Source organism: Nocardiopsis endophytica (assembly GCF_027706725.1).
GTDB classification, from domain to species: domain Bacteria; phylum Actinomycetota; class Actinomycetes; order Streptosporangiales; family Streptosporangiaceae; genus Nocardiopsis_A; species Nocardiopsis_A endophytica.
In genome coordinates, this window is the sequence record NZ_JAQFWQ010000053.1 from 23956 (window position 1) to 45927 (window position 21972).

Here is a 21972-nt window from a genome sequence, read left to right on the forward strand (position 1 = left end):
GCCTGGGAGGTGAGCGGCTCCGGCCGCCAGGCAGACCAGACCAGCAGCCGATACGAATCTGAGCACCGCCCCCGTGCGGTAGGAGGCCGAGCCGACCTATGTCGAGCGTTAACTGCACGCAGTGCGGTCACGCCGTTGCGGATGATGCCCGTTTCTGCTCCAACTGTGGGACCCCCCTGCGCAGGGGCGGACAAGAGCCCGCCCGGGCCGGTGAGCGCCGCGACTCCGTCGGCGAGACCACGTCCACCATCTCCATCGCCGGCATCCAGGCCCTCGAAGCCGAGACGGACGCCGCCGAGGAGGCCCCCGCGGACACGGGCAACGTGGACGCGCTGCCGCCCGGGACCGCGCTGCTCGTGGTCAAGCGGGGGCCGAACGCGGGCAGCCGCTTCCTGCTCGACTCCGACGTCACCACCGCCGGGCGCCACCCCAACAGCGACATCTTCCTCGACGACGTCACGGTGTCCCGCCGCCACGTGGAGTTCTTCCGCCGCGGCGACGGCTTCGGGGTGCGCGACGTGGGCAGCCTGAACGGCACCTACGTCAACCGCGAGCGCATCGACGAGGCCGAGCTGGGCGGCGGCGACGAGGTCCAGATCGGCAAGTTCCGGCTGGTTCTGCTCACCAAGCCGAGGCGCTGACCGGCCCCTCCGGCGGGGCGCCCCGCTCGGGCCGAAGGGGGCGGGCGACGCAGGTTTGCGCCCGCCCCCGACCGGACAGCCTTGTAAACGAAGACCGTCGGCAGCGGCGCGGAGCGGCCCCCGGCCCCAGGGCGCCCGACCGGGGGCGGCGGCCTCGCCCGTAGGGACGGAAACGACAGCACAGCCGGGCCGGTGCCCATATCCGGTACACCAGTCGTGGGGACGGAGCCGCAGTGAAGCACATGGAGGTCGTCGGCGTCCGGGTCGAGATGCCCTCGAACCAGCCGATCGTCTTGCTGAAGGAGACCGGCGGCGAACGCTACCTGCCCATCTGGATCGGGGCCGTGGAGGCGACCGCGATCGCGCTGGCCCAGCAGGGGGTCACCCCCGCGCGCCCGCTGACCCACGACCTCTTCCGCGACGTCCTCGAGGCCCTGGACGCCACGCTGGACACCGTCAACATCACCGCCCTGGACGACGGCATCTTCTATGCCGAGCTGGTCTTCTCCAACGGCGTCGAGGTGAGCGCGCGCCCCTCGGACTCCATCGCCCTGGCGCTGCGCACCGGAGCGACGATCTACGCCAAGGAAGAGGTCATCGACGAGGCGGGCGTCCCCATCCCGGACGAGCAGGAGGACGAGGTGGAGAAGTTCCGGGAGTTCCTGGACACCATCTCCCCGGAGGACTTCGGCCGCACCACCTGAGGGGCTTTCGGCGGGCCGTTCCGCCGTCTGTGCCCCGGCCGTCCCGGGGCCGCCCCGTCGTTCGATCTGAGGCACACTGGGGGCAGAGGTCCCTTCACCTTCCCCCGTCCCTTCCCCCCTCGCACCGCCCAGTGTCCGGAGAAGAACGTGCCTGAGCGCAATTCGTGGCCCGTCGTCCTAGGGCTGACCATCAGCGCCAAACGCGAATTGCGTCTGCGGGACCCCGAGGACAGCGACGACGAGACGCTTCCCCGGGTCAAGCTCTCCCCGGAGGAGCTCGAGGCACTCGAGCGGGAGCACGGTGGGCCGTTCCCGCAGGACTTCCGTGACTTCCTGCTGCACGCAGACGGATGGCCGGGCGTCTATTACGACCTCGACCTCTTCGGGAGCCCCGAGCTCCAGGGGGCGGGCCGGTGGCCGGTCGCCGAGCAGCTCCTCGCGGTCTACACCGGAGAGGGCGTCATGGCGCGGATCGGACTCGACCCCGAGGGCGTCATCCCGGTCGCGGCCGGGGACGGCAACGACCTGGTGCTCCTGATCCGCCCCGGCCGGAAGGACGAGGGCCAGGTGTCCTGGATCCTCGGCGGCGAGGAGTACGTCCGCGCCGAGGACTACAAGGCGTTCGTCGAGTTCATCATGACCCTGCTGCGGAGCTGACCGCGGGTTCCGGCCCCTGCCCGACCGCCGTGCCCGGGGCCGGTCCGGTCGGTGCGGTCGGCACGGGAGACCGCGGTTCCTCCCGGGCCGGGGGAGGCGTGGATTGGGTCCCCCAGGCGGGCCGGGAGCCCACGCCCCGGTGGGGAGCAGTCCGCTCCGGCGTTCTCGCAGTTCATCGTCGCGGGCATGATCATCGGCAATGAGATTTCCAGTTTCCATTTCGCCGAGAAATTGACCGGTGAGCAGTTCGAACGCAATTCGATAGCCGAAATGATCTTCGGTGTGCGGTGCGGATGAACAGGGGAACCAATGTCCCCGAATACCCCTTGACACGGCAGATCACTCAGGGTTGTATGGCTGCCGCAAGGGGGCGGAAGGCCGATCCCGACGTGCGGGGGCGCCGGATCCTCCCTGGGTGTGGTGTCCTGTCCGCGTGCCGCCGTAGAAACGTTCCGGTCGTCATGCTCAATTCGAGGGCGATGCCATGATGAAATCCACGTCCCCGTCGCCGGATCCTGCCGCCGCCGTTCCATTCGCATTCGGAAACAATTTCGTGCGCGTTCGCGGGGCCCGGAATTGAGCGCCGCCTCGCTCGAGGTCTCGGCTGCGCCGGCCGCGCAGCAGCCCCGCTGGGAGGACGCCGGACAGGTCGAACGGGTCCGCGAGGCGCTGGCGGCCCTCCCGCCGCTCATCGATCCCGCCTCGCCGAACGCGCTCCGCGCGGCCCTCGCCGAGGTCGCCTCCGGCCGGGCGCAGGTCGTGCAGGCCGGCGACTGCGCCGAGGACCCCGCGGAATGCACCGCGCGCGACGTGGACCGCAAGGCGGGCCTCCTCCACCTGCTCGCCGGGACCATGGAGGCGGTCACCGGCCGGCCGGTGGTCCGGGCGGGGCGCATCGCCGGACAGTACGCCAAGCCGCGGTCGGCGCACACCGAGACGGTCGGCGGCGTCGAGCTCCCCGTCTACCGGGGACACCTGGTCAACGGCCCCGAGCCGGACCCTGAGGCGCGCAGGCCCGACCCCCGGCGCCTGCTGGCGGGGTACAGGGCGGCGAACCGGGTCATGGCCAACCTCGCCACGGCCCCGGAGGTCCACACCGCGCCGCCGGTGTGGACCAGCCACGAGGCCCTCCTGCTCGACTACGAGCTCCCGATGGTGCGCAGGGACCGGCACGGGAACCGCGTCCTCACCTCCACGCACTGGCCGTGGATCGGCGACCGCACGGCCCGGCCCGACGGGGCCCACGTCGCCCTGCTGGCGGACGTGGCCAACCCCGTCGCCTGCAAGGTCGGCCCGCGCATGACCACCGCCGCCCTGCTCGCCCTGTGCGCGCGGCTCGACCCCGGGCGGACGCCCGGGCGGCTCACCCTCATCGCCCGGATGGGCGCCGACACGGTGGCCGAAGCGCTCCCGCCGCTGGCGGAGGCCGTGTGCGCCGCCGGGCACCCCGTCGTCTGGCTGGTCGACCCCATGCACGGCAACACCCACACCACCGCCGATGGCCGCAAGACACGGCTCGTCGAGACCATCGTCCGGGAGGTGCGGGCCTTCCAGGAGGCCGTCCGCGCCGTCGGCGCGACACCGGGCGGAGTGCACCTGGAGACCACCCCCGACGCCGTGGCCGAGTGCGTCGACGCCGACGGCCCCCGCCCCGGCGAGGACGGCTCCACCACCCTGTGCGACCCGAGGCTCAACCCCCGCCAGGCCGCCTCTGTGGTCGCGGCCTGGCAGGCACCGACCCTGACGGACCGCGTCGAAGGAGACACGTGCCGGGCATAGCGCCGATCCCCGCCTACCCCCTGCCCACGGCCGACGACCTCCCCGCCGGCACCGTGCACTGGACCGTCGACCCGGACCGGGCGGTGCTCCTCGTGCACGACATGCAGCGCTACTTCCTCGCACCGTTCCCCGCGCCGGTGCGCGACCCCCTGGTGCGCAACTGCGCACGGCTGCGCGAGCGGTGCGCCGCCCAGGGGGTGCCGGTCTTCTACACCGCCCAACCCGGCGGGATGACGGACGAGGAACGCGGCCTGCTCAAGGACTTCTGGGGGCCGGGGATGCGGAGCGACCCCGGCGACCGGGAGATCGTCGAGGAGCTGGCGCCCCGGCCCGGGGACCAGGTGCTCACCAAGTGGCGCTACAGCGCCTTCTTCCGCTCGGGCCTGCTGGCGCGGATGCGCGGCACGGGCCGGGACCAGATCATCGTCTGCGGCGTGTACGCGCACGTGGGGGTCCTGGCCACCGCCCTCGAGGCGTTCACCAACGACATCGAGGCGTTCCTGGTCGCCGACGCCCTCGGCGACTTCTCCGCCGACTACCACCGCCTGGCCCTGGACTACGCGGCCCTGCGCTGCTCGGTGGTCACGACGACCGAGGAGGTCCTGCGGTGAACGCCGAGCGGTTCTTCGAGCACGTGCTGGGCCCCGGACCGGGACCCTTCGCACTCCTGCACCGCCCCGAGGCGGTGGGCCCGGACCGGGTCGAGATCCTGCGCGGCAGGGTCGGAACGCCCGCCCGGCTCGCCGACATCCCCCTCGGCGCCCCGCCCGACGACGGCCCCGATCCCGGCGGGCCGCGCCACGACGTGCTCGTCCTGGTGCCCCACCGCCAGATCGCCGAGCGCGGGTTCGCCGCCCCCGACGACGGGGCGCCGCTGATCGCCATGTCGGTCACGGACCAGGGGGCGGTCTCCCTCCCCGAGGCGATGAAGGCCCTGCCCGACGACCCGATCGCCCTGGACGGCGGCGGCTTCGACATCGGGGACGACGACTACGCCGACATCGTCCGAACGGTGCTCGATGAGGAGATCGGCGCAGGGGAGGGCTCGAACTTCGTCATCAAGCGCTCCTACACCACGACGATCTCCGGATACTCCGCGCGCAGCGCACTGAGCCTGTTCCGCCGCCTCCTCTCCCGGGAGACCGGCGCCTACTGGACCTTCCTCGTGCACACCGGCACGCGCACCTTCGTCGGCGCCACACCGGAGCGCCACGTCAGCCTGCGCGGCGGCGTCGCGGCGATGACCCCGATCAGCGGCACCTACCGCTACCCCCCGACCGGGCCGGTCCTGTCGGAGGTCATGGACTTCCTCGACGACGGCAAGGAGACCGACGAGCTGTCCATGGTCCTGGACGAGGAACTGAAGATGATGGCCCGGGTCTGCGAGGGCGGCGGCCGCGTGGCCGGCCCCTTCCTGCGGGAGATGGCCTGGCTCGCCCACACCGAGTACACCATCGAAGGGCGCAGCCGGCTCGACCCCAGGGACATCCTGCGGGAGACGATGTTCGCCCCCACGGTGACCGGCAGCCCGCTGGAGAACGCCTGCCGGGTGATCGCCCGCCACGAGCCGCAGGGCCGCGGGTACTACTCCGGCGTCGCCGCCCTCATCGGCCGCGACGCGGCCGGGCGGCGCGCCATGGACTCCGCCATCCTCATCCGCACGGCCGACATCCACGCGGACGGCCCCCGCGCCGGGCGCGTCGAGATCGGCGTGGGCGCGACCCTGGTCCGCCACTCCGACCCCGTCGCCGAGGTGGCCGAGACCCGCACCAAGGCCGCGGGGCTGCTCTCGGCCCTGGACGCCGACGAGCGGCTCGACGGCCACCCGCAGGTCAGAGACGCGCTTGAGCGGCGCACCCGGGCCCTCGCGCGCTTCTGGCTCGACGACACCGAGCGCCGGGAACGCCCGCGGCCCGCCCTGGACGGGCGCCGCGTGCTCGTCATCGACGCCGAGGACACCTTCAGCTCCATGCTCGTCCACCAGCTGCGCGCCGTCGGCCCGGCGGTGCGGCTCGCCCGCTTCGACGAGCCCTACGACCTCGACGACCACGACATCGTCGTCCTGGGCCCGGGCCCAGGCGACCCGCGCGAGACCGGCCACCCCCGGATGGCCCGCCTCGCCTCGGCCATCGGGCACCTGATGTCCCGGCGCACCCCCTTCCTGGCCGTCTGCCTGAGCCACCAGCTGCTCTGCCGCCACCTCGGGCTCCCCCTGCGGCGCCGGGACGTGCCGAACCAGGGCGCCCAACGGGAGATCGACCTGTTCGGCTCACGGGAACGGGTGGGGTTCTACAACTCCTTCGTCGCCGTCGCGGGGGCCGGGCGCGTGGAGTGCCCCGGCATCGGGGAGGTGGAGGTCGGCCTGGACCCCGGCACCGGCGAGGTCCATGCCCTGCGCGGGCCGTTCTTCGGGTCGGTGCAGTTCCACCTCGAATCGGTGCTCACCCGCGACGGCGAGCGCATCCTGGGTGAACTGCTGGAACGGCTCGCCACGACCCGGGAGGCACTGAGCGAATGAGGGCGACCGTCGCCTGGTGGGACCTTTCACGGTCCGACCAGACCATCGCGTCCCTGCGGGAGTGCCTGCGGGAGGAGGGCGTCGAGCAGTGGGAGCGGGTCCCCGGGCTGCGCCTGAAGTTCTGGATCTCGGACGTGCGCACCGACCGCTGGGGCGCGGTGATGCTGTGGGACTCCACGGCCGACCCGGCCGCACCGCTGCCGCCCAACCGGGCGAGCGAGCTCATCGGATACCCGCCGACGCACCGCATGGCGTTCGACGTGGAGGCCGCCGTCGAAGGCCTCTGCTCGGGCCCTCTCGAACGAGGACCGGCCTTCACCGCAGAGGGGAGGCCGTGACGGCTCCGGATGGCGTTCGGTCCGGCTCCGGCCGTGGCGCCTGATGACAGCACCGAGGAAGGTACGGCCGATGACGGCCCCGTGCCGTCGAAGAGGAAAGGAGACGGGATGTCCGAGACCGATGCGCGGCCCGGGGGGTTCGGCGCCGACGAAGAACTCCGCCGCCGCCACCGCGAGGTCGTCGCCGACTACATGAGCCGGAAGGGCGAGAACCGCCTGACGCGCTACCTGCTGTTCACCGAGGACGGCAGCGCCGGGCTGTACACCACCGACACCGGGCAGCCGATCGTGTCCGAGGGGCACGAGAAGCTCAAGGCGCACGGCGAGTGGTCGCTGAAGATGTTCCCGGATTGGGAATGGATCAACGTCGAGATCTACGAGACGCAGGACCCCAACAGATTCTGGGTCGAATGCGACGGGGAAGGGCAGATCCGCTACCCCGACTACCCGCCCGGCCACTACCGGAACCACTTCATCCACGCCTTCCTGCTCGACAACGGCAGGATCAAGCAGAACCGCGAATTCATGAACCCGTTCCAGCAGCTGCGCGCGCTGGGGATCGAGGTGCCGAAGATCAAGCGCGGCGGCATTCCCACGTAGGACCCCCGAACCCGTGCCGCGGATCCGGGGCCGCGCGCCTCCTGAGGGCGCCCGGCCCCGTGGTCCCGGCCGGGTGTCGGAGTACGGCGTGAGAACGGAACGGGGAGGCGAGCATGGCGGCCGACGTCGAGGCCACACGGGACGTGATCGACATCATCACCGGCGGTTGGCGGGCGCAGGCCCTCTACACCGCGGTCAGACTCGGGATACCGGACCACGTCGAGGCCGGGTGCGACACCCCTGCGCAACTCGCACGGGCGACCGGGGCCGACGAGGGAGGGGTGCGCCGCCTGATGCGCCTCCTCACCGCCATGGGCGTGTTCGAGGGTGAGGGGGCGTCCGGCTACCGGGGCACCCGCGTGAGCAGGGCCCTGCTCGACGGGCCGCACTCCCTGCGCGACATGTGCCTGCTCCACGGTGAGGACTACTACACGGCCTGGGGGCACGCCCACCACGCGATCAGCACGGCGAGCTCGGGCTTCGAGGCGGCCTTCGGCCGCCCGTTCTACGACCACCTCGGCCGGGACCCGGTGGCCGCCCGGCGCTTCCAGAACACCCTGAACGCCGGGAACATGTTCTTCCCGCAGGTCCCCGACGTGTTCGACTTCTCCGGCCGCACGGTCGTGGACGTGGGCGGAGGGGGCGGGGACCTGCTCGCCGTGATCCTCGGCGCCGCGCCGAAGGCCGAGGGCGTCTACTTCGACCGCGACCACATGCTGCCCGCGGCCCGCGAGCACCTGGAGGCCGCCGTCGGGCCGGACCGCGTCCGGCTGGTCGGGGGCGACATGTTCGAAGGGGTGCCGCAGGGCGGCGACGCCTACATCCTGTGCCGGATGCTGGCCCGCTGGGACGACGACGCGGTCGCCGCCCTCTTCGAGGGGTGCCGCGGCGCCATGGCGGACGCGGACTCGCGCCTGCTCGTCCTGGACCGCTTCGTCGAGGACGAGGACCCCACCGTGCTGCCCTCCCTGTGGGACCTGCACCTGCTGATGACGACCGGCGGCGCCCACCGCACGCTCGCCGGGCTCACCGCGCTGCTGGAGCGGGCGGGACTGCGCGTCGAACGGGTCGCGGACCTGCCCATGGAGACGACCGCCGTGATCGCCGCGCCGCGGACGCCGGAGCCCGCGGGCGAGGGGTGAGGGGCGTCCGGCACCGGCCCGTTCGAGGAATCCATCCATCGGAGTGAGGGGCGCCTGTGGGCAGGTACGAGTACGCGGTGGCCGACGTGTTCACCGGTGTTCCGCTGGAGGGCAACCCGACCGCGGTCTTCGTGGACTCCGCCGGTCTCGACCCCGGGCGCATGCAGCGGATCGCGCAGGAGATGCACCTGTCGGAGACGGTCTTCGTCCTCCCGGCCGAGGGCGACGGCGACGTGCGGGTCCGGATCTTCACCCCGGTGAACGAGCTGCCGTTCGCCGGGCACCCCACCCTGGGCACCGCGATCGTGCTCGGGGAGAGGACCGAGGCGCCGGGCATCCGGATGGAGACGGCCATGGGCACCGTGGGCTTCGAACTGGAGCGCGGTGCGGACGGCGGGGTCGAGGCGGCCTGCATGGGGCAGCCCGTCCCGACCTGGGGGCCGTACGAGCGGGAGGCCGAGCTGCTCACCGGCCTCGGCCTGGCGCCGTCCGACCCCGTCCTGCCGGTCGAGGTGTACCGCAACGGCCCCCGGCACGTGTTCGTCGGCCTGCACGGCGTGGACGCCCTCTCCGCGCTGGAACCGGACCTGAGGGTGCTGGCCAGGCTGCCCGATGTCGCGGCGAACTGCTTCGCGGGGTCGGGGAGCCGGTGGAGGCTGCGGATGTTCTCGCCGGCCTACGGCGTGGCCGAGGACGCGGCCACGGGGTCGGCCGCCGGTGCGCTCGCGGTGCACCTGGTCCGGCACGGCCTGATCGGCCACGGGGAGTGGATCGAGATCCGCCAAGGGGTCGAGATCGGCCGCCCGTCGACGATGCGCGCGCGGGTCCTGGGCGCGCCGGGAAGGATCGACGCGGTCCAGGTCGCGGGGTCCGCGGTCGTCGTCGCCCGCGGGACGCTGTTCGTGTAGCCGTGCCGCCCCCGGAGCCGGAGCCCGGGCCGGGGAGCGGCACGGCTCGGCCGCTCCGGGATCAGTCGGTCCGGAAATCGGCGACGTGGATCGGGGACGGCGTGGTGCCCGTGCTCGGCTCCTGGTACAGCACCGAGAACCGGCCCGTCTCGCGGACCTCGTCGTCGTCGACCAGCACCTCGCCGAACGCGCCGAGGCCGTCGTGCACCTTGGTCCAGTCGGTCCAGCCGCTCTCGGCGCTCGCCGCCATGATCCTGCCGCCGGGCATGACCACGTAGGCGTCGTCGTCGCCGTCCAGGACCAGCTTGGAGCGCCCGAAGGCGTTGAGCGGCTCGGGGATCTCGGTCTTGTGCCACTCTCCGGCGCCGTCGCGGAACAGGTGGAAGGCGTACCCGTGCTCCCGCCGGTCCTCGGTGAAGTCGGTGACGCACTGGGTGAACCGCCCCGGCACGTAGCTGATCACCACATGCGGGTTCCCGGCCGCGTCCACGTTCTGCGCCTCCTGGTTGAGCAGCGCGTGGTCGGCCGAGAGCGGGTCCACCACGTGCCCCGGCGTGTCCACCGACAGCATCCGGTCGCCCCCGGTGACGGCGGCGGTTGCGCCGTCGTCGGTGTGCCAGGTGCGCCCCTCGTCGTCGCTGTAGACGTATCCGGTGTCGTGGTTGGTGACGTTGCCGGGCCCACAGGCGATGTCGCCCGACTGCTCGCGCCAGGTGAAGGAGGCGTGCAGGCGCCCGCCGGCGTCGTAGTCGATGCCGTGGAGGTACAGGTTGCGCCGTTCGCTCGTGCCGCCGTGGTCCCGGTAGGTGCCGGTGGCCGACGTCCAAGGCCCGAGCCTGGTCCATGCGCCGTCGCGGTACTCGGCCAGCTCCATGGTGCCGTTGCCCGAGATCCCGTTCCGGAAGCTGAGCTGCAGCGCCCCCGACGGGCTCTGGACGAAGCGGGGGTAGGTGAACGTGCCGACGTCCACGCCCTCCAGGTCGCGCTGGACCCCGCCGAATGCCTCGGCCGTCCACTCCGAGGCGGGGGCGTCGGCGAGCCCGGCCTCGGAGCGGAAGTAGTACACGGTGCTGGAGTGGGTGTCCAGGGCGGCGTGGATGCGGCCGTCCTCGGGGGAGACGCCCAGGGAGATGGTGTTGTGCGAGTCGTCGACCGACAGGGAGTGGGGCAGGACGACGCTCTCCCAGTCGCCGGTTCCGCCGCCTCCTGAGGCGGTGCGCCGGGCGATGACCGGCGACCGGTCCTCGGTGTACCAGGCCGCGTACTGGTACCCGCCGTAGGTGAGGATCGCGTCCTGCTGGTACGAGGAGTTGTTGACCAGGCCGTCGTAGGAGACGAAGTAGAGCGCCCGGTCGTCCAGGACGGTGTCGCCGGCGGGGGTCAGGCCGGGCGTGTCCTGGGCGTGCGCGGGGGCCTGCAGGAGGGCGGCGGCGACGGGGGCCGCGGCGGCCAGGGCCAGGGCGCGGCGGCGGGCGGACGTGCGGGGAGGGGCCACGTCGGTCTCCTTGTGGGTGCGGGGATGGCGGGGAGACGTGAATCTTGAATCGATTCAGAATGTGGCGGGAACCATATGGTGCACGTCATACCGGTGTCAAGGTGTCGCCCGACGTGCACTTTCATGGTGCCGGTCCGCGGTGCCGCAGGTGCGGGGCGTGCATGCGGCTGACCCGGGCGGATCCCGTTCCGCCTGTGGGGGGCTGGGGTGGCGGGAGCGTGGGGCGGCCGGGCGCTCGGAGGTGCACCGCCACCCCCTCGACTCATGTCGACCCGTGTTTTCGCAGGTACGGAGTGTCGTCGCCCGGCGGGGTCCCTGCGTGCCGCGATCGTGTGAATTCACGTGAAGGGGTTGACGTCGCGTGTGATGCGTGCGAATGTAGCGCCCGTCACTTTGAATCGTTTCAGAGACGTTCAGGTCAGAGGCGTTCAGGGTGATCGCCCGTCCCGTTCGCACGGCACCCCTGCGTCCACCGGCGGCGGCCCCCTTCCGGCGGGGAGCGAGGCGACGGCCGCTCGATCCCCGCCGACGACGATATGGAGAACAGCGCAGATGAAGGCTGCGACGACGTCAGCGTCGAAATGGAAGGCCACCACCGCCGTGGCCATGTCCAACTACATCGAGGCCGGGTCGATCATCGCGATCGCCACCAGCCTCAGCCTGTGGCAGACCGAGTTCGGCCTGGACAGCCTGGCGGTGGGCCTGCTGAGCGCCCTGAGCGCCAACGCCTTCGGCGCGGCGATCGGCGCCGCGATCGGCGGACCGCTGTGCGACCGGTTCGGCCGCAAGTTCATCTACACCTACGACCTGCTGCTCTACATGCTGGGCACGCTCTTCGCGGTGTTCGCGCTGAACTTCGGCATGCTGCTCACCGGGTTCGTGCTCACCGGCATCGCGGTGGGCGCCGGGGTGACGGCCGCCTGGACCTACATCGCCGAGGAGGCCCCGGACGAGCGCCGCGCCGGGCACGTCGGCGTGGCCCAGCTCGCCTGGTCCATCGGCCCGGCCGTCGGGTTCCTGCTCGCCGTGATCGTCGAACCCCTCGGCCTGCTCGGCGCCCGGCTGGTCTTCGCCCACCTGTTCGTCGTCGCCGCGATCACCTGGTGGGTGCGGCGCGGCCTGGACGAGTCGAAGCGCTGGAAGGAGAAGAACGCCAACCCCGACCGCGTCAGCACCTACAAGGGCTTCCTCCAGCTGCTCACCGAGAAGAGGAACCTGACCGCGCTGCTGTTCCTGGTCGGCGTGTACGGCCTGTGGAACACCGTCGCCGGGCAGGCGGGCATCTTCCAGCCGCGCATCTACGAGGCCACCGGCCTGACCGACGCCTCCTCCCAGTACCTCCTCCAGGTCCTGGTGTGGACCCTGACCTCGGCGGCCACGTTCTGGGGCTTCATGCGCCACGGCGACAGCTTCTCCCGCCGCTGGCTCTACTTCATCGGCGCCGCCCTGGGCGTGGCCGCCTGGGCGGTCCTCATCTACGGCCCCGCCGGCTGGTTCTCGCTGCTGTTCTTCGCCATCGGCTGGGGCGTGTCGGCCGGCATCGGCGCCCAGGCCTTCTACGGACTGTGGGCCGCCGAGCTGTTCGCCACCCGCTACCGGGCCTCCGCCCAGGGCGTGATGTTCATGCTCGTCCGCGTCATGGTCGGCGTGCTCAGCCTCTGGTTCCCGCTGATGCTCGAGCAGGTCGGCCTGCACGGGGTGGGCGTGCTCATCCTCGGCCTGCTGGTCGCCGCCCTGGCCATCGGCACCATCTGGGCGCCCAGGACCCAGGGCAAGAGCCTCGAGCAGATCGAGACCGAGCGCTACGGCCGGGTGCTCGACCCCGCCGGGGACGCACCCGCCAAGGCCGGCGCCGGGCAGTGACCCCGCGACCCACGAGACGCACGACACGAGGAGGGAGGCACCGGTGGAGCGCGTGTGCTTCCGCATGCAGGTGCGGCCCGACCGGCTCGACGAGTACATCGAACGGCACCGGGCCGTGTGGCCGGAGATGCTCCAGGCCCTGCACGAGGCCGGATGGACGAACTACTCCCTGTTCGCCCAGGACGACGGCACCGTCATCGGCTACCTGGAGACCGACGACTACGCGGCCGCCCGGGCCCGGATGGAGCCCACCGAGATCAACGCGCGGTGGCAGGCCTCCATGCGGCCCTTCTTCGCCGAGGGCGGCTCCTTCGAGGTGGGCCCCGTCCGCCTGCGCGAGGTCTTCAACCTCGAGGACCAGCTCGCGGCACCGGCCGCAGGCGCCCCGGCCCCCGACACCACCACGGAAGGGAACACGCAGTGACCGCCTTCGAGGAGATCACCGACGACCTCGCCGCCCAGGCGATCGAACTGCCGTCGTGGGCGTTCGGCAACTCCGGGACCCGCTTCAAGGTGTTCGGCACCCCGGGGACCCCGCGCGACCCCTTCGAGAAGATCGCCGACGCCGCCCAGGTGCACCGGCACACCGGCCTGGCCCCCACCGTCGCCCTGCACATCCCCTGGGACCGGTGCGACTTCGCCGCCCTGCGCGCGCACGCCGAGGAGAACGGGGTGCGCCTGGGCACCGTCAACTCCAACACCTTCCAGGACGACGACTACAAGTTCGGCGCCCTCACCCACGAGGACCCGGCCGTCCGCAAGAAGGCGATCGACCACCACTTCGAGTGCATCGACATCATGCACCAGACGGGGTCGCGCGACCTGAAGATCTGGCTGGCCGAGGGGTCCAACTACCCCGGCCAGGCCGACATGCGGGGCCGCCAGGACCGCCTGCACGAGTCGCTGCGGACCGTCTACGAGCGCCTCGGCGACGACCAGCGCCTCGTGCTGGAGTACAAGTTCTTCGAGCCGGCCTTCTACCACACCGACGTGCCGGACTGGGGGACCAGCTACGCCCAGGTGGCCGCCCTGGGCGACAAGGCGGTGGTGTGCCTGGACACCGGCCACCACGCGCCGGGCACCAACATCGAGTTCATCGTCATGCAGCTGCTTCGGCTGGGCAAGCTCGGCTCGTTCGACTTCAACTCGCGCTTCTACGCCGACGACGACCTCATCGTCGGCGCGGCCGACCCCTTCCAGCTCTTCCGCATCCTCGTCGAGGTGGTCCGCGGCGGCGGGCTCAACAGCCCGGACGTGGCCTTCATGCTCGACCAGTGCCACAACGTGGAGAAGAAGATCCCCGGCCAGATCCGCTCGGTGCTCAACGTGCAGGAGATGACCGCGCGGGCGCTGCTCCTGGACACCGGGGCACTGCGCGCCGCCCAGGTCGCCGGGGACGTGCTGGAGGCCAACGCGGTGTTCATGGACGCCTTCCAGACCGACGTGCGCCCCATGCTCGCCGAGTGGCGCGCCGGCCGCGGGCTCCCGGCCGACCCGATGCGGGCCTACCTCGACTCCGGCTACCAGGAGGCGATCGAGGCCGAACGCGTCGGGGGCGTCCAGGCCGGATGGGGCGCCTGAGCCCGCCGGGCGCCCCCGGTCCCGCCCCCGCCACACCCCACCCGCCGCACGTGCACCCTGAACGGAGAGAACGGAAAAGCGATGCCTGAACTCCACCCGACCGTGGCCGAGCTCATCGCGCGGTCGAACGCGCTGGGCTCCGACCCCCGCAACACCAACTTCGCCGGCGGCAACACCTCGGCCAAGGGCACCGGGACCGACCCGGTGACGGGGGAGGACGTCGAGCTGCTCTGGGTCAAGGGCTCCGGCGGCGACCTGGGCACCCTCAAGCCGGAAGGCCTTGCCGTGCTGCGGCTGGACCGGATGCGCGCCCTCACCGGCGTCTACCCGGGCGTCGAGCGCGAGGACGAGATGGTCGCCGCGTTCGACTACTGCCTGCACGGCAAGGGCGGCGCCGCCCCCTCGATCGACACCGCCATGCACGGGCTCGTCGACGCCGCGCACGTGGACCACCTGCACCCCGACTCCGGCATCGCCATCGCCACCGCCGCCGACGGCGAGAAGCTCACCGCCGAGATCTTCGGCGGCAAGGTGGTGTGGGTGCCCTGGCGCCGCCCCGGCTTCCAGCTCGGCCTGGACATCGCCGAGGTCAAGCGGGCCAACCCGCAGGCCGTGGGCACCGTCCTCGGCGGGCACGGCATCACCGCCTGGGGGGACACCTCCGAGGAGGCCGAGGCCAACTCGCGGTGGATCATCGAGACCGCCGCCCGGTACATCGAGGAGAACGGCGCGCCCGAGCCGTTCGGCGCCGTCCGCCCCGGCCGCGCCCCGCTGCCCGAGGCCGAGCGCCGCGCCAAGGCCGCCGCGCTGGCCCCGCACCTGCGCGGCATCGCCTCCGCGGACCGGCCCGTGGTCGGCCACTTCGACGACAGCGACGCCGTGCTCGACTTCCTGTCCCGGGAGAGGATGCCCGCGCTGGCCGAGCTGGGCACCAGCTGCCCCGACCACTTCCTGCGCACCAAGGTCAAGCCGCTGGTCGTCGACCTGCCCGCGGACGCGCCCGTCGAGGAGGTCCTCGAAGCGCTGCCCGCGCTGCACGAGGCCTACCGGGCCGACTACCGCGCCTACTACGAGCGCTACGCCACCGCGGACTCCCCGGCCATCCGCGGCGCCGACCCGGCCGTCGTGCTCGTCCCCGGCGTCGGCATGTTCACCTACGGTGCCGACAAGCAGACCGCCCGGGTGGCGGGCGAGTTCTACATCAACGCGATCAACGTGATGCGCGGCGCCGAGGCGCTGTCCTCCTACCGGCCGATCGGGGAGGAGGAGAAGTTCCGCATCGAGTACTGGGCGCTGGAGGAGGCCAAGCTCAAGCGCCGCCCGGCGCCCAAGCCGCTGGCCACCCGGGTCGCTTTCGTGACCGGTGCGGCCTCCGGGATCGGCAAGGCCGTCGCCGGGCGCCTGGCCGCCGAGGGCGCCTGCGTCGTCGTGGCCGACCTCGACCTGGACAAGGCCCGCGCCGCCGCCGAGGAGCTGGGCGGACCCGACACCGCGGTCGGCGTGGCCGCGGACGTCTCGGACGAGGCCGCCGTGCGGGCCGCCCTGGACGAGGCCGTCCTCGCCTTCGGCGGCGTCGACCTGGTCGTCAACAACGCCGGGCTGTCGCTGTCCAAGCCGCTGCTGGAGACCACCGAGAAGGACTGGGACCTGCAGCACGACGTGATGGCCAAGGGCTCCTTCCTGGTGTCCAAGAACGCCGCGCGCATCCTCACCGCCCAGGGCATCGGCGGCGACATCGTCTACATCGCCTCCAAGAACTCGGTGTTCGCGGGCCCGAACAACGTGGCCTACTCGGCGGCCAAGGCCGACCAGGCCCACCAGGTGCGCCTGCTCGCCGCCGAGCTCGGCGCGCACGGCGTCCGGGTCAACGGCGTCAACCCCGACGGCGTCGTGCGCGGCTCGGGCATCTTCGCCGGCGGGTGGGGCGCCCAGCGGGCCAAGACCTACGGCATCGAGGAGGAGGACCTGGGCGCGTTCTACGCCCAGCGCACCATCCTCAAGCGCGAGGTGCTGCCCGAGCACGTGGCCAACGCGGTCTTCGCGCTGTGCACGGACGACTTCTCGCACACGACGGGCCTGCACGTCCCGGTCGACGCCGGGGTCGCGGCGGCCTTCCTGCGGTGATGCCGGTGACCGAGCAGCGCACCGGCGGCGGTCCGGCCCTGGCCGCCGTCGACCTGGGCGCGACGAGCGGGCGGGTGGTCGTCGGCCGCCTGGAGTCCGGGCGGCTGACCATGGAGCAGGTCGCCCGGTTCCCCAACACGCCTGTCCAGTTCACTGAGAGGCGCAGTACTGAGAGGCGCAGCACCGAGGGACACGGCACCGAGGGAGAGGGCACCGAAGGGCTGCACTGGAACATCCAGGCGCTCTACGGCGCGGTCGAGGAGGGGCTGGGCGCCGCCCTGCGCTCGGCCCCCGGGCTGTGCAGCGTGGGCATCGACTCCTGGGCGGTGGACTACGCGCTGCTGCGCGGCGGCCGCATGCTCGGGGTGCCCTACCACTACCGCGACGCGCGGTCGGCGCGCGGCGTGGAGCTGGTGCACGCCGTGGCCGACGGGGCCGAGCTGTTCGCCCGCAACGGCCTGCAGCACCTCGACTTCAACACGGTGTTCCAGCTGGCCGCCGAGCGCGAGTCCGGGTTCCTGGACCTGGCCGACCGGCTGCTGCTCCTCCCGGACCTGCTGGCCTACTGGCTCACCGGGTGGGCCCGCACCGAGGCCACCAACGCCTCGACCACCGGGCTGCTGTCGGTGGCCGACCGCACCTGGGACACGGAGCTGATGGAGCGGCTGGGGTACCCGCCCGGCCTCTTCGCCGACCTGGTCGACCCGGGCGAGCGGATCGGCCCGCTCACCGCCGGGGTCGCCGGGCGGATCGGGGCCGACCGGGACCGGGTACAGGTGACGGCCGTCGGGTCGCACGACACGGCCTCGGCCGTGGCCGCCGTGCCGTTCGAGACGCCCGACGCGGCCTACATCTCCTCGGGGACCTGGTCGCTGGTGGGCCTGGAGCTCGACGCGCCGGTGCTGACGGCCCAGGCGCGCGCGGCCAACTTCACCAACGAGGGGGGCGTGGACGGGCGGGTCCGGTTCCTGCGCAACGTGTCGGGGCTGTGGCTGCTCAGCGAGTCGGTCCGCACCTGGCGCGACGCCGACCGGCGCCCCGGCACGGACGGGGGCGGCGCCGACCTGCAGGAACTCCTCGACGAGGCGGAGAAGGTGGAGCGGGAGGTCCCCGTCTTCGACGCGGCGGACGAGCGGTTCGTCCCACCGGGGGACATGCCCGCGCGCATCCGCGACTGGTGCGAGGAGCGGGGGGTGCGCCCGCCGGGGTCGCGGGCCGAGGTGGTCCGGAGCATCCTGGAGTCGCTGGCGGCGGCCTACGCCCGCACGATCGACACGGCCGAGGAGCTGTCCGGCCGGAAGGCGCGGACGGTGCACGTGGTCGGCGGCGGGTCGCAGAACGCGCTGCTGTGCCGGTTGACCGCGCGCCGCACGGGGCGCCGGGTGGTGGCCGGCCCGGTGGAGGCGACCGCCATCGGCAACCTACTGGTGCAGGCCCGGGCCGCCGGGCTGGTGTCCCCCGAGGCGACGTTGGAGGACCTGCGCACCATCGTCCGCGCGTCGTTCCCGGTGACCGTCTACGAGCCCTGACCCTTGACCCCTGACCGTCAGGGGGCCGCCGACCGGCTGCGGTCGGCGGCCCCCGCAGGTCAGTGGGACTCGATCCTCATGGCGCCCGCGGTCACCGCGCGGATGTGGTCGCTGGCGAGCATGTCGTGCGGGTAGCCGGGGTCGATCGCGCTGACCTCGTCGAGACGGGCCACCTGGTCGGCGGTGAGGTCGACCTCCAGGGCGTCCAGGTTCCCCTTCAGCTGCTCGGGGGTGCGCGCGCCGACGACGGGCGCCGTCACGCCGGGGGCCTGGAGCGTCCAGGCCAGCGCGACCTGGGCGGGTGTGCGCCCCAGCTCCGCGGCGACCTCCCGCACGGCGTCGGCGATGGCGAGGGTGCGTTCGGTGACCATGCCGAGGCCGGCGTTGAAGCGCTTGCGGCCGCTCTCCTCGGGGCCGGCCCCCTCCGCGGCCAGGTCGGCGCGGCCGTACTTGCCGGTGAGCACGCCCCCGCCCAGTGGTGAGTAGGGCGTCACCCCCAGGCCCATCGCCCGCGCCATCGGGATCAGGTCGCGCTCTGCGCCACGGTTGATCAGGCTGTACTCGATCTGCAGAGCGACCAGCGGCGACCATCCGCGCAGGTCGGCGATCGCCTGCATGCGCGAGACCTGCCAGGCCGGGACGTTGGACATCGCCACGTACAGGACCTTGCCCTGCCGGACCAGGTCGTCCAGGCCGCGCAGGACCTCCTCGACCGGGGTCAGGAAGTCCCACACGTGCAGGAAGAGCAGGTCGATGTGGTCGGTGCCCAGCCGCCGCAGGCTGTCCTCCACCGATCCGAACATGCTCTTGCGGTGGGCGCCCCCCGAGTTGGGGTCGCCGGGGCGGCGCAGCGTCGAGTACTTCGTCGCGATCACCAGCTCCTCGCGGCGGTCGCGGATGAACCCGCCCAGCATGCGCTCGGAGCTGCCCTCGGTATAGGTGCCGGCGGTGTCGATGAGATTGCCGCCCCGTTCGACGTAGGCGTCGAACAGCTTGTGCGCGTCGTCCCGCCCGGCGCCCCAGCCCCATTCGGTGCCGAAGGTCGCCGTGCCCAGGGCCAGGGGCGAGACCCGCAGTCCGGAGCGGCCCAGCGTCCGGTAGGTGTCGAGGGTGAGCGGCATCCTGTCCTCCTGTGCTCGTGCCGTTCCCGTGAACGACATCGGGCACCAGCCTGCGGCCGCCGCGGGCCGGGGGTAAGGGAAGGGGCTTCCTGGGAAGACCGGTCCCACCCTCGGCTGTTGGACCGACCATGACCACCGGAACCCTGGACGGGACGAGAACCGGAACCGTGGACGCGACGAAGGAGCTGGCCGCGTTCCTGCGGACCCGGCGCGAACGGCTGGATCCGCGGGAGGCCGGCCTGCCGCGGCGCCGGCGGTCCCGGCGGACCCCGGGGCTGCGCCGCGAAGAGGTCGCCGAGCTCGCCGGGATCAGCGTCGACTACGTCGTGCGGCTGGAACAGGCCCGCGGGCTGCGGCCCTCGGCGGACGTGGTGGAGGCGCTGGCGCGGGCGCTGCGGCTGGACCCCGGCGAACGCGCCTACCTCTACGGCCTGGCCCGGCAGCGCCCCCGCACCGCCGGCGGACCCGCCACCGCCGCGTCGCCGCCACTGGACCGGCTGGTCGCCGACCTCGCGCCGCTTCCGGCCATGCTGATGAACCGCCGCTACGACATCCTGGCCCGGAACCGGGAGATGGCGGTGCTGCTCCCGGACTTCGACACCCTGCCGCCTTCGCGGCGCAACGCCATGTGGCTGTGCCTGGTGCACCCGGGGATGCGCGAGGTCTATGTCGACCGCGAAGCCGTCGTGCGCGACGGGGTCGCCCACCTGCGCGCGGCCTGGGCCGCGCACCCTGAGGATGCGGCGCTGTCCGGCCTCATCACCGAGTGCATCGCTCACGACGACGAATTCGCGCGCCTGTGGGACGAGGGCGACGTCAAGGCCGACGGCCGCGGATCCAAGGAGATGCGGCACCCCGATGCCGGAGTGATCGCCGTGCATTTCGAGACGCTCAGACCGCTCCACGACCCGGACCAGCTGCTGGTCGTCTACCGCCCCGCCGACGATGACAGCCGGTCGGCGCTGGAGCGTCTGTCCGCACGGTGACGCCGGACCGCCCGTTCGTACCGCCCCCGCCTCCCACCCGGCGGTGGTGCGCGAAGCGCCGCCCGCCCCCCCCTGCGCCAGCCCCTCAGCGCTCCGGGGCCATCTTGCGTGGTGATATCGACGCCTGATCGGCCTGAAAGCGTCGATTCCACGACACAGGAGGACCGGACCCCTCTCCGGCTGTCAGATATGCCCCCTTCGCGATGATCTCGGGGAAGTCGGGGTTATCGTGTCCGGTTCAACCCCGACTTCCCCGAGATCAACACCAGCGCGCCCCCGCACCGCCGTTCCCTTGTTGAACTCGGGGGAATGGACGCTAAAACCGGCCCGGTAGCGTCGTTTTCCCCGAGATCATCGCCGGGCAGGGGGCACCGGCCCGGCGGCCGCCACGAACGCGGGCGGCCATGCGCCCACCCGGTCGCGCCGCCTCCCCGCACCGCGAGGGGCCCGCCGCCCGGCAGGCAGGGCCGGGGAACCGCCCGGCTTGTTCCGTCGCCGCCATCGACGGCGACCACGCACACGCGCCGCGGCCGACAGCGCTACCCGATGGGCCGCCGACCTTCGTCGTCGCCGGCAGCCGGCCGCCCGGCCACCGGTCAGCCCGGCCGCCCCGGCCGCCGGCCACACGGCCGCCGCTCACCCCTGTCCGCCTCCCAGGAACAGCTGTTCCGGGTGCGGGTGCGACAGGAAGTCGTGGTGCGAGATCTCCCAGCCGTAGGCGCCCGCGTGGCTGAACACCAGGACGTCGCCCGCCCGGACGCGGGGTACCCGCACCTCCCGGGCCAGGACGTCCTTCGGGGTGCACAGCTCGCCCACCACCGTCACCGGCTCCCCGGACACCTCCGGCCGGGGGAGACCCGGTTCCCACTCCTCCACCGGGAAGACCGTGAACGGGTGGCTGTGCTGCCACGACGCGGGCAGCCGGAACTGGTGCGTCCCGCCCCGCACCAGCGCGTACCACGTCCCGTGGTTGCGCTTCACGTCCAGCACCTCCACCGCGTACCGGCCGCATTCGGCGGTCAGGAACCGGCCGCACTCGAAGTCGATCTCCCGCACGTGGTCCGGGAACGTCTCCACCAGGTCGGCCAGCCCGCGCGTGAACCCCTCCCAGTCGAACCGCGCGTCGAGGTCGACGTAGTCGACCCCGATGCCGCCGCCGACGTTGAGCACCTCGCACCGCACGCCGAACTCCCGTTCCCACGCCGCCGCCTTGTCCCGGTACATGCGCATCACGTCCAGGTGCGCCTCGGCGGAGAGGTTGTTGGAGATCGAGTGCAGGTGGAACCCGGCGAGCCGGACGCCCGGGAGCGCCACGGCGGCGGCCACCGCGTCCAGCAGGTCCGCCTCGTCGATGCCGAACTGGGTGGGGCGCCCCGCCATCGCCAGCGTCGCCGACGGGAACGGCCCGGCGAGGTTCACCCGCAGCAGCACCTCCGCCTCGGTACCGGCCGCCACCGCCGCCCGAGAGATGCGGTGCAGCTCCAGCACACTCTCGGCGTGCAGCCGGGTGACGCCCTGCCGCAGGGCGTCGGCGATCTCCTCCGGGGTCTTCGCCGGTCCGCCGAAGATCACCGGGATGTCGGGGTCCACCTCCCGCGCCTTGGCCACCTCGCCGCCGGAGGCCACCTCGAACCCGGCCACGACGGGGGCCAGGGCCCGCAGCACCGGGGCGGCGCTGTTGGCCTTCATCGCGTAGAACATCCGGCACCGCTCGGGCAGCGGGGCCACCACCCGCTCGGCATGGCGGGCGAGGGCGTCCAGGTCGTAGGCGAACAGGCAGACCGGGTCGGGCCCCGCGGCGCGGTCGGCGATCACCTCGGCGAGCGCGCCGCCGGACCCTGAGGGGACGGAGGGGACAGCGGGGGCGGAGGAGGGAGAAGGCGTCACGGCGGTCATCGTGCCCCACCGTCCTTCCCGGCCGACCCGGCTACCCCGGCCGACCCGGCTACCCCGGCCGACCCGGCTACCCCGGCCGACCCGGCTACC

Annotated in this window: 19 protein-coding genes; 16 read left to right on the forward strand and 3 right to left on the reverse strand. The window is 72.7% G+C overall.

Annotated features, from left to right (window positions below; translation table 11 throughout):
* The first annotated feature begins 98 nt into the window (after positions 1–98).
* The 10 genes from O4J56_RS18115 (at position 99) to O4J56_RS18160 (ending at position 9287) form a co-directional block, all read left to right on the forward strand.
* A complete protein-coding gene (locus O4J56_RS18115) occupies positions 99–641 on the forward strand; it encodes an FHA domain-containing protein (RefSeq protein ID WP_270687161.1) in 543 nt (180 codons plus the stop codon).
* 233 nt (positions 642–874) lie between these two features.
* Positions 875–1345 carry a bifunctional nuclease family protein gene (locus O4J56_RS18120; protein WP_270676729.1) on the forward strand — a complete coding sequence of 157 codons (471 nt, stop codon included), beginning with the start codon at positions 875–877 and terminating at the stop codon, positions 1343–1345.
* A gap of 147 nt (positions 1346–1492) precedes the next feature.
* Positions 1493–2002 (forward strand): SMI1/KNR4 family protein, encoded by a 510-nt coding sequence (locus O4J56_RS18125; protein ID WP_270687162.1) that lies wholly within the window; start codon positions 1493–1495, stop codon positions 2000–2002.
* A 576-nt stretch (positions 2003–2578) separates the two neighbouring features.
* Positions 2579–3781, forward strand: coding sequence for a 3-deoxy-7-phosphoheptulonate synthase (locus O4J56_RS18130; protein WP_270687163.1), 1203 nt, complete (start codon positions 2579–2581; stop codon positions 3779–3781).
* Positions 3769–4392: an isochorismatase family protein gene (locus O4J56_RS18135; RefSeq protein ID WP_270687165.1), complete on the forward strand. Its 624-nt coding sequence runs from the start codon at positions 3769–3771 to the stop codon at positions 4390–4392. Before O4J56_RS18130 ends, O4J56_RS18135 begins: the two co-directional genes overlap by 13 nt.
* Complete coding sequence (locus tag O4J56_RS18140; RefSeq protein ID WP_270687166.1) at positions 4389–6299, forward strand: anthranilate synthase family protein; 1911 nt, start codon at positions 4389–4391, stop codon at positions 6297–6299. Before O4J56_RS18135 ends, O4J56_RS18140 begins: the two co-directional genes overlap by 4 nt.
* On the forward strand, positions 6296–6637 hold the full coding sequence (locus tag O4J56_RS18145; RefSeq protein ID WP_270687167.1) for a hypothetical protein: 342 nt from the start codon (positions 6296–6298) through the stop codon (positions 6635–6637). Before O4J56_RS18140 ends, O4J56_RS18145 begins: the two co-directional genes overlap by 4 nt.
* Positions 6638–6745: 108 nt before the next feature.
* Complete coding sequence (locus tag O4J56_RS18150; protein ID WP_270687168.1) at positions 6746–7237, forward strand: PhzA/PhzB family protein; 492 nt, start codon at positions 6746–6748, stop codon at positions 7235–7237.
* A 113-nt stretch (positions 7238–7350) separates the two neighbouring features.
* Entirely contained in the window at positions 7351–8379 is a 1029-nt protein-coding gene (locus O4J56_RS18155; protein ID WP_270687169.1) for a methyltransferase, read from the forward strand.
* Positions 8380–8435: 56 nt separating this feature from the next.
* The gene (locus O4J56_RS18160) at positions 8436–9287 is read left to right on the forward strand and encodes a PhzF family phenazine biosynthesis protein (protein WP_270687170.1); all 852 of its coding nucleotides are present in this window, start codon (positions 8436–8438) and stop codon (positions 9285–9287) included.
* Positions 9288–9348: 61 nt separating this feature from the next.
* On the opposite strand, the gene O4J56_RS18165 is transcribed toward O4J56_RS18160, so the two are convergent.
* Positions 9349–10782 (reverse strand): BNR repeat-containing protein, encoded by a 1434-nt coding sequence (locus O4J56_RS18165; protein ID WP_270687172.1) that lies wholly within the window; start codon positions 10780–10782, stop codon positions 9349–9351.
* A gap of 552 nt (positions 10783–11334) precedes the next feature.
* Here O4J56_RS18165 and O4J56_RS18170 point away from each other — a divergent pair.
* The 5 genes from O4J56_RS18170 (at position 11335) to O4J56_RS18190 (ending at position 17879) form a co-directional block, all read left to right on the forward strand.
* Positions 11335–12645, forward strand: coding sequence for an MFS transporter (locus tag O4J56_RS18170; protein ID WP_270687173.1), 1311 nt, complete (start codon positions 11335–11337; stop codon positions 12643–12645).
* A 43-nt stretch (positions 12646–12688) separates the two neighbouring features.
* The gene (locus O4J56_RS18175) at positions 12689–13069 is read left to right on the forward strand and encodes an L-rhamnose mutarotase (RefSeq protein ID WP_270687174.1); all 381 of its coding nucleotides are present in this window, start codon (positions 12689–12691) and stop codon (positions 13067–13069) included.
* The gene (gene rhaI / locus O4J56_RS18180; protein WP_270687175.1) at positions 13066–14226 is read left to right on the forward strand and encodes an L-rhamnose isomerase; all 1161 of its coding nucleotides are present in this window, start codon (positions 13066–13068) and stop codon (positions 14224–14226) included. Before O4J56_RS18175 ends, rhaI begins: the two co-directional genes overlap by 4 nt.
* 81 nt (positions 14227–14307) lie before the next feature.
* Complete coding sequence (locus O4J56_RS18185; protein ID WP_270687177.1) at positions 14308–16350, forward strand: bifunctional aldolase/short-chain dehydrogenase; 2043 nt, start codon at positions 14308–14310, stop codon at positions 16348–16350.
* A gap of 110 nt (positions 16351–16460) precedes the next feature.
* Positions 16461–17879: a rhamnulokinase gene (locus O4J56_RS18190; RefSeq protein ID WP_408639136.1), complete on the forward strand. Its 1419-nt coding sequence runs from the start codon at positions 16461–16463 to the stop codon at positions 17877–17879.
* Between the two features lie 59 nt (positions 17880–17938).
* Here O4J56_RS18190 and O4J56_RS18195 read toward each other — a convergent pair whose 3' ends face one another.
* Positions 17939–19000: an aldo/keto reductase gene (locus O4J56_RS18195; RefSeq protein ID WP_270687179.1), complete on the reverse strand. Its 1062-nt coding sequence runs from the start codon at positions 18998–19000 to the stop codon at positions 17939–17941.
* Between the two features lie 128 nt (positions 19001–19128).
* Here O4J56_RS18195 and O4J56_RS18200 point away from each other — a divergent pair, with 128 nt between their 5' ends.
* Positions 19129–19986 carry a helix-turn-helix transcriptional regulator gene (locus O4J56_RS18200; RefSeq protein WP_270687180.1) on the forward strand — a complete coding sequence of 286 codons (858 nt, stop codon included), beginning with the start codon at positions 19129–19131 and terminating at the stop codon, positions 19984–19986.
* A gap of 636 nt (positions 19987–20622) precedes the next feature.
* Here the strand turns inward: O4J56_RS18200 and O4J56_RS18205 are convergent.
* On the reverse strand, positions 20623–21882 hold the full coding sequence (locus O4J56_RS18205; RefSeq protein WP_270687181.1) for a type III PLP-dependent enzyme: 1260 nt from the start codon (positions 21880–21882) through the stop codon (positions 20623–20625).
* Between the last annotated feature and the right edge of the window lie 90 nt (positions 21883–21972).

Coding starts and splice junctions, on each gene's coding strand:
- O4J56_RS18115 (WP_270687161.1), top strand. CDS start 99: ATGTCGAGCGTTAACTGCACGCAGTGCGGTCACGCCGTTGCGGATGAT.
- O4J56_RS18145 (WP_270687167.1), top strand. CDS start 6,296: ATGAGGGCGACCGTCGCCTGGTGGGACCTTTCACGGTCCGACCAGACC.
- O4J56_RS18150 (WP_270687168.1), top strand. CDS start 6,746: ATGTCCGAGACCGATGCGCGGCCCGGGGGGTTCGGCGCCGACGAAGAA.
- O4J56_RS18155 (WP_270687169.1), top strand. CDS start 7,351: ATGGCGGCCGACGTCGAGGCCACACGGGACGTGATCGACATCATCACC.
- O4J56_RS18170 (WP_270687173.1), top strand. CDS start 11,335: ATGAAGGCTGCGACGACGTCAGCGTCGAAATGGAAGGCCACCACCGCC.
- O4J56_RS18185 (WP_270687177.1), top strand. CDS start 14,308: ATGCCTGAACTCCACCCGACCGTGGCCGAGCTCATCGCGCGGTCGAAC.
- O4J56_RS18190 (WP_408639136.1), top strand. CDS start 16,461: ATGGAGCAGGTCGCCCGGTTCCCCAACACGCCTGTCCAGTTCACTGAG.
- O4J56_RS18195 (WP_270687179.1), bottom strand. CDS start 19,000: ATGCCGCTCACCCTCGACACCTACCGGACGCTGGGCCGCTCCGGACTG.
- O4J56_RS18200 (WP_270687180.1), top strand. CDS start 19,129: ATGACCACCGGAACCCTGGACGGGACGAGAACCGGAACCGTGGACGCG.
- O4J56_RS18205 (WP_270687181.1), bottom strand. CDS start 21,882: ATGACCGCCGTGACGCCTTCTCCCTCCTCCGCCCCCGCTGTCCCCTCC.